A 9,317-nucleotide genomic window follows, 5' to 3' on the forward strand; every position below is an offset into this window, starting at 1 on the left:
TTTATAAACTCTCCATCTACTTTCATAGACAATATTCTTGAATAGGATATATCCCTTTTACTTAAAGAAATTCTAATAAAATGATTTAAAAAAGCAAATTTTAACGCTTCAAAATTAAATTCACCCAATTTTACAAAAGTTTTCCTATCTTTATTTACTATATCCTCTATACTTTTTGCGTCACAAAATGAAACATAAGCTGGTAACCTATTTTTATATTTATCTTTTTTTATTTTTTTATTTCATTTTCAAATTTTTTTATATTACCTTTACTTGCATCTTGAAGTGCTAAAATTTTATTTCTAAAAAAATCTTGCTCAATCCAATATTGATAATTAGCTGGTTTTAATTCTTTAAACAACCCTTTACTATTTTCTACATGAGCTAAAATCAAAATATACTCTTTTTTCTCTTGATCTAAAAATGAAATTACTTCATCTAAACTTTTGCTTTTTCTTCCAAATCCATAACAGTTACTTATAAAGTACTCTAAATAATCAACTTCATTTTCATAAAATATAAAAAGAGCATGAAGACCGCTTCTACCATCTCTTACTTCAAGTTCTACCCCTGGAAGTAACCAAATATTTTTTTCTTTTGCTAAACTATTTAATTGTAAAAATTCTTTCTTATTAAATTTATGATTTGTAATAGTAGCTATTTTAATATCTGCCTTATCTAATGCATTTATATAATCCTCTTCAAAACTATTTCTATTATATTTAAACTCACTATCACTAACCGTATGTAAATGCAAATCTACTCTTAGCCATTCATTGCCATTTGTAAACATTATATTACCTTTAATCTATCATATTAATTTTTTATACTCTTTTACAATCATATTCCAATTATACTTTTCTTTTATCAATTCAAATCCTTTCTCTTTAAAATCTAATCTATTGGTAATTATATCAAAAATAGCTTCTTTTAATTCTTTTACATCATAGTTTATTATTTTAGCAGCATTATTTTTCACTAACTCTTCATATAAACCAACCTTATTTGTCGTAATCATATTAACTTTACATGCCATAGCTTCAAGCATAGATATGCTTAAACCTTCAGTTTGTGAAGGCTGTAAATATATATCACATTGCTTTAAATAGCAATATTTTTCATCACCTTCAATATGACCTATGAATTTTATACATTTATCACTTTTTTTTTGTAAATATTTAATATATTGCATATCCCCATTTCCAGCGATAACAACCTCTATTTTATTTTTCATATTGTCATCTAATATATTTATTGCATCGACCAATAATTCTATTCCTTTAATAGGATGTATTCTACCAAGGAAAAATAATGATATTTTATTGTAAGCAAAATATTTTTTATTACATTTGATACTGCCAATATATTCTACATCTACACCATTTGGTATAACAATACTATTTTTACTAAAAATTGAATTTTCTTTCTCCTTTTGAGAATTAAAAATTATTTTATTAGCAAATTTTATAATTATTAAACCTATAGTATATAAAAAGATTTTTCTAATAATATTTTTAAAAATATTAGAGCTATTTATGCTATCTTTATCTAACATTCCATGAGGCAATAAAAGTATTTTTTTATTAAAAATCTTCCCAATTATACTTCCCCATAAACTTGTAAAACTGTATATCCCATGAATAAAAATAATATCACAATTTTTTATATATTTAATCGAATTAAACATAAAATCAAAAGAAAACCAAAAATATTTTGTAGTTAATTTAAAACACTTAATATTATTATCATTTTTATTTTTATTACATAACGTTAAAATCTGACTATTAAAATTATTTTTATTAAAAAACTTATTTAAACTTTTAACTACATAAGGAGGGCCTCCATATTTAGAAGTAATGTAAGGAATGATATGTAATATTTTATATTGCATTATATACCCTCATTATTTCCTTACATCTATCAATAGCCTCATGACCATCTTTCATTAGTCTTTTATATCCATTTTCTCCTATTATTTTTATTTTATCTATATTATTTAAATAATATTGTACTTTTTGCAATAATTCTTCTTTATTCCTAAAATATTCTGCTTCTTTTCCTTCTTCAAAAAGATTTTTTGCTAAATCATCTGTATATTCACTTAACATCATAGTTTTAGTAGCAGGTATTTCAAAGCACCTTCTAGTATATGTGTCATTATTTAGTTTTGATAAAAAAACAAGAGCTATTTTTGCACTATTAATAGCTAAATTATAGTCTTTTGATAAATAAGTAATTTTATTCATTTTCATTTTTGATAAAAAATATTTATAATACTTTGAGTTTTCCCATAAAGTGCCATATATTTTTAAATCTATACCCTTATCCATTAATAACTTCAAATATTCATCTCTTCCATCATTCTCCCAATGACCAACAAATATTACATCGCATTTATATCTATAATCTTTTATATTTGGAATATAAAAATTTTTTTCTTTAATATAATAAGCTCTTAATAAATTTACATTTTTATATCCTAATTTCTCTAAATCATCAATATTTTTTTTTCTATAAACAAAAATATAATCATACAAATTTAAAGATTTGAAATAGTTTCTCCATTTATATTTTGGTTGTTTCAAAGAAAAAGGGTCATCATTATTATAATCAAATACTTTTACACCTAACTTTTTTAATTTTTTAATAGTTATAGGCCAAATATGATTGTTTCTATAGATAAATACTAAATCTATTTTATATTTATTTACAAAATTTATAATATCTCTGTTTATTTTATATATAACTGGTCCTATACTATATTTTTTTTGAAATTTATAATAAGCTTTTTTAATATAATTATTATCAACCTTTAACACTTTATCATATGGATAATCCTTAAAATAAGTATGTAAATACATTCCATATACTTCGTATCCTAATTCTCTAAACCTTTTTTCAAAAATTTTTCCATAAATATCTTTATGGCCTTCTTCTACAATTAAAACTCTTACCAATTAAGATCCTTCTCATAACCTAACTTTATCAATTCTTTTCCAGCATATTGTTTAAAAACTTTTTTTGATTCTTCATTGAAATAATTTTTCCAATCCCCAACTATCCCTTTTCTCAAAAAACTGTTTTTATTTTCTTCTCCCTCTTTTCTTCCAGATAACTTTTTAAATGAATATCTATCTACAATTATTTCAGCCTCCTCCTTAGATAAATTCTGACCTAATAAACTACTAACTTTTATTAATTCATCAACAGGATTTTTTCTAAATTTTTCATAACTTGTAAGTATTATATTTTCTTGCTTTATCCAACTATTAACAAATTCACTCCAAGTGAAATGGTGATATTTAGTATTATTGACATATTCTATAAACTTTGGAAGATTTTCTGCAACATTCTCATAATCTTCCACTTTAAAATATTTTCTATGTTTATCAACAAGAGATTTGTTTTTTTCATTATATATAAGATAATGAAAATATTGAGAAACTACAATATCTCTACCATCCCTAAAAACAATGATTGGTTTTTTTATATTCCAAGTTAATTTATAATGCCCATGAAGTAGCTGCTTTTTTCTAAATAAAGGCAATCTATTTCTAGGAAAAGGTATCTTTAAAGCATCAGAAATCATTTGTCCAATCCAAGTACCTCCAGATTTAGGATATTCAGTTAACACTATACTATCGTTTGGTAAAACCCTATGAACTAAACACCATCTTAATAATCCATTTAATTTAAACCACCACCAACTTTCAATTTGATATTCAATCATTTAAAACTACCTTTCCTATAAATTTTTTATTTTTACTAATAGCAATAAGAATATAAAAAATAAACAGCAATGTAAAACCTGTCACTATAGATTTATAAAAAGTAAATGTTTGATATAAAACACCTCTCATAAACCCAGATAAAAATGAAAACAATAAAATAGCATGAACTATTGAATACCTGTTAATAACAAATAATCTATATGAATAACCAAGTAAAAAAGATACTACAAATGGTACAATAAACAACCCAATTACTCCAAAATTTAAATATGCTTCTGCTAATTCAAAAAATCCACCACCACTTGTAAAACCATTATTAACAAATATCCAAGCCAAGTCTTGAGGTCTATCTGGATATAAAAATTTTGGTGGAGTTCTTAAAATATAATCAAAGTAACTACTTCCATAATAAAAATCAATAATATGATGTTTTAACATATAAATAATTCCAGAGAAAGTAGTGGCAATGTCGTTTATAGTTCCCTGATAAAACATTATTCCACTTTTTGACCCAAAAAATATAGAAGAAAATCCATTCATAATTAAGTCAATCAATTGAGAAAAAGTCATAAATTGCAAAGCACTTCTAATGATACCCACAATTTGCAATATAATAAATAAAAATACTCCCAGCAAAAAAACTTTCCAGGTTAATTTTAATGACTTGTTAGTATAAATATAATATAAAACAATTGCGCCAAATACTCCATTTAAAGCATCCATTCTAACACCATGCAAAATTTCAGAATATACATAGAGAAAAATACCTGAAAATATTAAAAAAAAACTATATCTTTTAATATTCCATCCATAAAAATTTTTAAATTTAAAATATAAAAATATTAATGAATAAAATAAAATATTTGAAATAGAGTTTAGATTATTTACTGGCATTTTAACACCTGCATTGCTTCCATAAGCTGCAATATATATTGGTTGTTTTTGTAGAGAAATTAAAAAAGATACACTTAATAAAAGAAAAAACACTATATAGAAAAAACTTTTATTTTCAAAAATCATTTTGTTTTTGTTTTCTATTTTGTATTTTTTAGCTATTAAAAATCCTATCTCGCTTCCAAACAGAGCTATATTTGTTAACAAAAACATTAAACTTGCAATTTCTATTGTTTGACTTTCAGGCATATGAAACCCAAACAAAGCATCATCACTTATTAATTTAGCTCCTAAAGCAATAAAGCCTATAACCCCAAGGAAAAAAGTTCTAATAAAATATATAATATTTTCACTATTTTTCAATAAGATTAAAATAAATATAGCCAAAGAAAAAAAGAAAAAAATGTAACCTACTTGATACTTATATATTGCAAATATAAAACTTATTAAAGCATTATAAAAAATTAATAAAATATAAAAAATATTGATATTTATTTGACCCACTTTTCCCACCACATCTGAAATATTAAAATTAACCATAATTTATGAGGATTGCCATATCCATTATGATAACTTTGTTTCAGCATATCAATATATTTATAATTAAAAATTCCGCTTTCATTTATAGCTTTTTGACTTAAATATTCTTCAAAAAAGACTTTTAATTCATCTCTAAACCACTCAAAAAGAGGAATAGAAAATCCCATTTTTGGACGTTCCATTAGCTCTTTTGGTATATACTTATGAACTATCTCTTTTAAAATATATTTTGTTTGATTGCCTTTTTGCTTGTATTCAACAGGTAATTGAGCGACAAACTCTATAAGATTAAAATCTAGCATTGGTTCTCTGCCTTCTAAACTTACACTCATTGTAGCTCTATCAACCTTTGTTAAGATGTCATCATTTAGATAAGTTTTAAAACTGTATGACAACATATTATCAATACTATTTTCAAAAAAAGTTTCTTTTGAACTTAATTTTAAATTCAACAGCTTTTCTATCTCTACATCATAAAAATATTTAGTGTTAGTTTCGTAAAATTTTGATGGAGAATTGCTATTTTTCAATAATTCACAAAACTTATAAAACTTTCCTTCTAAATTATATATTTTCAAATATTTTGATATTTGAAATGGATTAATTATCTTGTCTAAAACGTTTAATGAATTAAACATACGAAATTTATGAAATTTATTATACAAATCATAAGTATTTTTATATGAAGGATATCCGCTAAAAAGTTCATCTCCACCATCTGCACTTAGACTTACTGTAACATATTGTTTTGCGAACTCAGAAACCATAATAGTAGGAATAGCACTACTGTCTCCAAAAGGTTCATCATATATTTCTGGCAGTCTTGGTAAAATTTTTAAAGCATCTTTTTGACTAAGATAGTGTTCATAATGATCAGTACCAAGATGTTGTGCTACTTGTTTAGCATATATTGCCTCATTATATTTTTCTTCTTTAAAACCAATAGTAAATGTTTTAATTTTTTGAGAACTATGCTTTTGTAAGATAGCAGCTACTGCACTACTATCATATCCTCCACTTAAAAACACCCCAACAGGAACATCTGAAATCATTCGATACTTAAAAGCTTTTATCAATAACTTTTCAACTTCTTCTTTTGCTTCATCAAAAGAGATGTTTAGCTTATTTTTTTGATAAAAATCATCAATATCCCAATATTTTTCATTTTTTAATCTTCCACTCACAATTTTTAATGTCAAATAATACCCAGCTTCTAATTTATAAACATTTTGAAATATGCTTAATGGTTGTGGTATATATCCAAATTGTAAGTATTTAACTAATGATTCTTGATTTATAGATTTTTTAAAATAAGGATTTTGATGAAAACTTTTTAACTCACTTGCAAACATAAAAAGTCCATCTTTATGATAATAGTAAAGTGGTTTTACTCCTGCTCTATCTCTTATTAAAATAATTTCATCTTTCTTTCTGTCAAAGATTGCAATAGCAAACATTCCATTAAATTTATGAACCGCATCAATTTTCCATTTATGATAAGCCTTTAAAATTACCTCTGTATCAGAATTTGATTCAAAACTATATCCATATTTTTCAAGCTCAACTCTAATCTCTTTAAAATTATAAACTTCTCCATTGTAAACTATCTCTAAGTTTTCAAATTTCATAGGTTGACGACCATGTGAACTTAAATCTAAAATAGAAAGTCTTCTATGCCCTAGTCCAATATTACAATCACCTAATCTATAAAAACTATATCCACTATCATCTGGTCCTCGTTGATATAAAACATCTGTCATATTCTTTAAAATTTTATAATCACTTCTTTTATTAAAGTCTATAAAACCTACTATTCCGCACATTTTTTATTCTTTCTTAATACTAAATATAATTTATGTAAAAGTGGAATTTTATATACAAATAGTTTTACTAAATTTTTTGGATAAATAAATAATACTAAATATTTAGGATAATTTCTTTTTATAAAAATCACAAAATGTAACAAATCCTTAATATTTCCTTTTTTTAATACTATACTTAATAAAGAATTAAAATATCTTTTTAGCATTCTTTCTTTCCATTTTTCCAAATCCTTAGAAGAGAAAACTTTTTTTCTTTTAGCATATTCGTATGGTATTGTTATATATTTTGTATTTTCAATAAAAGTATCAAAATTTGAGGTTGTTAACACTGAATTATCATGTCTTCTATAAACAGATACAAAGTCATCAATAAATCCCACATTTCCATATAAACACAATCTTAAAAACTCTAACCAATCACTACTTATAACTTTATCATATTTAAAAACTTCCAAATCTCTCATTAATTTAACATTAAATACTGTAGTTGCAAAAGCAAAAGTTAAGCCTTTTTCATAATAATTAAAAAAAACATTTTTACCATTCATTACAATAGGAAATGTTTTTTTTAAAAAAATCTTTTTATCTTCATTTTCATAATATGTAATCTGATTAGCATGTACTATCACAATATCTCTATTTTCATTAATCAAATCGATAGCTTTACTAATATATTGATTATCAATAAAGTAATCATCATCAGATAAAATAATTGCCCATTCACCTGTAATATATTCATATAATGCTTTTCTCCAATTACCTACCATTCCTAAATTTTTTTCATTTCTAAAATACTTAAATCTTTTATCATTTAAAAAATTCTTTACAACTGTTTGTGTTTCATCCGTTGAACAGTTATCTGACACTACAACTTCTAAATTTGGATAATCTTGTGCTAAGGCACTTTCAATTGCCTGAACTAAATATTTAGCTCTATTATATGTTGGTATTATTATACTAACTTTTGGTAACATTTAAAATGTCCCCCTTTGTCAAGACCAATTTAGAAATCTTTCTTATTCCTTTCATTATGCTACATTTTGCAACAACTGTACTTTTGCAATATTGCAACTTTCTATCCAATCATTATAAACTTTATCAGGTGTTTTGTATCCTATAGACGAATGAATTCTTTTTGAATTATAGATATTGATATATTCAGCTATACCATCTCTTGCCTCCTTGATTGTATTGTAGCTTTTAGGATAGACATCTTCATACTTTAGAGTTCTAAAGAATCTTTCAATAGCAATATTGTCAATTGATCTACCTTTTGCATCCATAGAGATTGAGATTTCATTATCCTTTAGTATCTGAATATGTTCTTTTGCTGTATATTGGCTTCCTTGATCAGAGTTAAAGATTTTTGGCTTTGGATACTTTGAAAGTGCATCTTTTAGTACACTTGTTGTAAGATTCACATCGATTGTGTTAGATATCTTCCAACTAATGATTTTCTTGGTATGCCAATCAATAATGGCACATAGGTAAGCAAAACCTTTTTCAAGTCTAATATAGGTTATATCACCACTCTATACAACATTAGGTTTATCAATTTGAACCGATCCATTATCATCTTTAAACTCTTCTAAAAGGTACGGATACTTGTAATCTAATCGATTAGCTATAGTTGTTTTAGGCTTAGGATAGAGTGCTTGGATGCCAAGATACTCGTAAGCTTTTTTAACAAGCTTTCTACCAACGTTAAAGCCTCTTTTCTTTAACTCCACAACCATTCGTCTTGTACCATAGTATGGATATTCTGTATGAATCTCATCAATAGCATCTAAAAGCTTTTTATCACCATCTGAATTAAACGGTATTACAGGTTTATAATAGTATGCTGTCTTTGACATACCAAGTAACTCTAATCTCTTGTTTAGTGAAGGCACTTTTATTTGAGCTTGGACACTGCCTTCACTATCAACTATTTCTCTTTTTATCGATAAGTCCAAGCTCTGTAGCTTTCCCACTGCCCAATCCCTCTCTACTATAACTTCTCCTAATTTCTTTGCTATTGCGTCTTTCTCTTTTTTAAGAGTCTCTATCTCCTCTTTATACTCTTGCACCACTGCACTCTTATCGAATGCCAATACTGCATTTTCTAAGAACTGCTTTTTCCATTGCTGCAAACTCTTTGGAAGCAAGTCATATTTACTTGCTATCTCATTTATTGTTTTATCTCCCTCTAACAATTATTCAAGCACTACTTTAGCTTTGAATTCTGCTGTGAAGTTTCTTCTTTTTCTGCTCATCTTACATCTCCCATTTTAGTTTATCTATTTGGAATATATATCATATCTAAATTGGTATCTTTTTCTGGGGACAT

9 protein-coding genes are annotated in these 9,317 nt (G+C 25.2%); all 9 read right to left on the reverse strand.

Features of this window, described 5'->3' with window-relative positions; all coding sequences use genetic code 11:
- Positions 1-229: 229 nt before the first annotated feature.
- From OWK30_RS11270 to OWK30_RS11310, 9 genes are read right to left on the reverse strand one after another with little or no spacing between them, the layout of a single operon-like run.
- Entirely contained in the window at positions 230-793 is a 564-nt protein-coding gene (locus OWK30_RS11270; RefSeq protein WP_423326553.1) for a hypothetical protein, read from the reverse strand.
- A gap of 18 nt (positions 794-811) precedes the next feature.
- On the reverse strand, positions 812-1,891 hold the full coding sequence (locus OWK30_RS11275) for a glycosyltransferase family 4 protein (protein ID WP_423326554.1): 1,080 nt from the start codon (positions 1,889-1,891) through the stop codon (positions 812-814).
- Positions 1,881-2,957 (reverse strand): CgeB family protein, encoded by a 1,077-nt coding sequence (locus tag OWK30_RS11280; protein WP_423326556.1) that lies wholly within the window; start codon positions 2,955-2,957, stop codon positions 1,881-1,883. Before OWK30_RS11280 ends, OWK30_RS11275 begins: the two co-directional genes overlap by 11 nt.
- Positions 2,951-3,730 (reverse strand): sulfotransferase domain-containing protein, encoded by a 780-nt coding sequence (locus OWK30_RS11285; RefSeq protein ID WP_423326557.1) that lies wholly within the window; start codon positions 3,728-3,730, stop codon positions 2,951-2,953. Before OWK30_RS11285 ends, OWK30_RS11280 begins: the two co-directional genes overlap by 7 nt.
- The gene (locus OWK30_RS11290; protein WP_423326559.1) at positions 3,723-5,129 is read right to left on the reverse strand and encodes an O-antigen polymerase; all 1,407 of its coding nucleotides are present in this window, start codon (positions 5,127-5,129) and stop codon (positions 3,723-3,725) included. The genes OWK30_RS11285 and OWK30_RS11290 overlap by 8 nt, the downstream gene beginning before the upstream one ends.
- A complete protein-coding gene (gene asnB, locus OWK30_RS11295; RefSeq protein WP_423326561.1) occupies positions 5,117-6,988 on the reverse strand; it encodes an asparagine synthase (glutamine-hydrolyzing) in 1,872 nt (623 codons plus the stop codon). Before asnB ends, OWK30_RS11290 begins: the two co-directional genes overlap by 13 nt.
- Entirely contained in the window at positions 6,976-7,962 is a 987-nt protein-coding gene (locus tag OWK30_RS11300; RefSeq protein ID WP_423326563.1) for a glycosyltransferase family 2 protein, read from the reverse strand. Before OWK30_RS11300 ends, asnB begins: the two co-directional genes overlap by 13 nt.
- Positions 7,963-8,016: 54 nt before the next feature.
- The gene (locus OWK30_RS11305; protein ID WP_423326567.1) at positions 8,017-8,511 is read right to left on the reverse strand and encodes an IS3 family transposase; all 495 of its coding nucleotides are present in this window, start codon (positions 8,509-8,511) and stop codon (positions 8,017-8,019) included.
- Positions 8,512-8,520: 9 nt separating this feature from the next.
- A complete protein-coding gene (locus OWK30_RS11310; RefSeq protein WP_423326565.1) occupies positions 8,521-9,183 on the reverse strand; it encodes an IS3 family transposase in 663 nt (220 codons plus the stop codon).
- Between the last annotated feature and the right edge of the window lie 134 nt (positions 9,184-9,317).

Origin of the sequence: Deferribacter abyssi, assembly GCF_049472655.1 — a bacterium.
Classification (GTDB): domain Bacteria; phylum Chrysiogenota; class Deferribacteres; order Deferribacterales; family Deferribacteraceae; genus Deferribacter; species Deferribacter abyssi.

Bases quoted from the DNA above. Each gene is read 5' to 3' on its own strand.
- OWK30_RS11300 (WP_423326563.1), bottom strand. From the start codon at position 7,962: ATGTTACCAAAAGTTAGTATAATAATACCAACATATAATAGAGCTAAA.
- OWK30_RS11275 (WP_423326554.1), bottom strand. From the start codon at position 1,891: ATGCAATATAAAATATTACATATCATTCCTTACATTACTTCTAAATAT.
- asnB (WP_423326561.1), bottom strand. From the start codon at position 6,988: ATGTGCGGAATAGTAGGTTTTATAGACTTTAATAAAAGAAGTGATTAT.
- OWK30_RS11270 (WP_423326553.1), bottom strand. From the start codon at position 793: ATGTTTACAAATGGCAATGAATGGCTAAGAGTAGATTTGCATTTACAT.
- OWK30_RS11285 (WP_423326557.1), bottom strand. From the start codon at position 3,730: ATGATTGAATATCAAATTGAAAGTTGGTGGTGGTTTAAATTAAATGGA.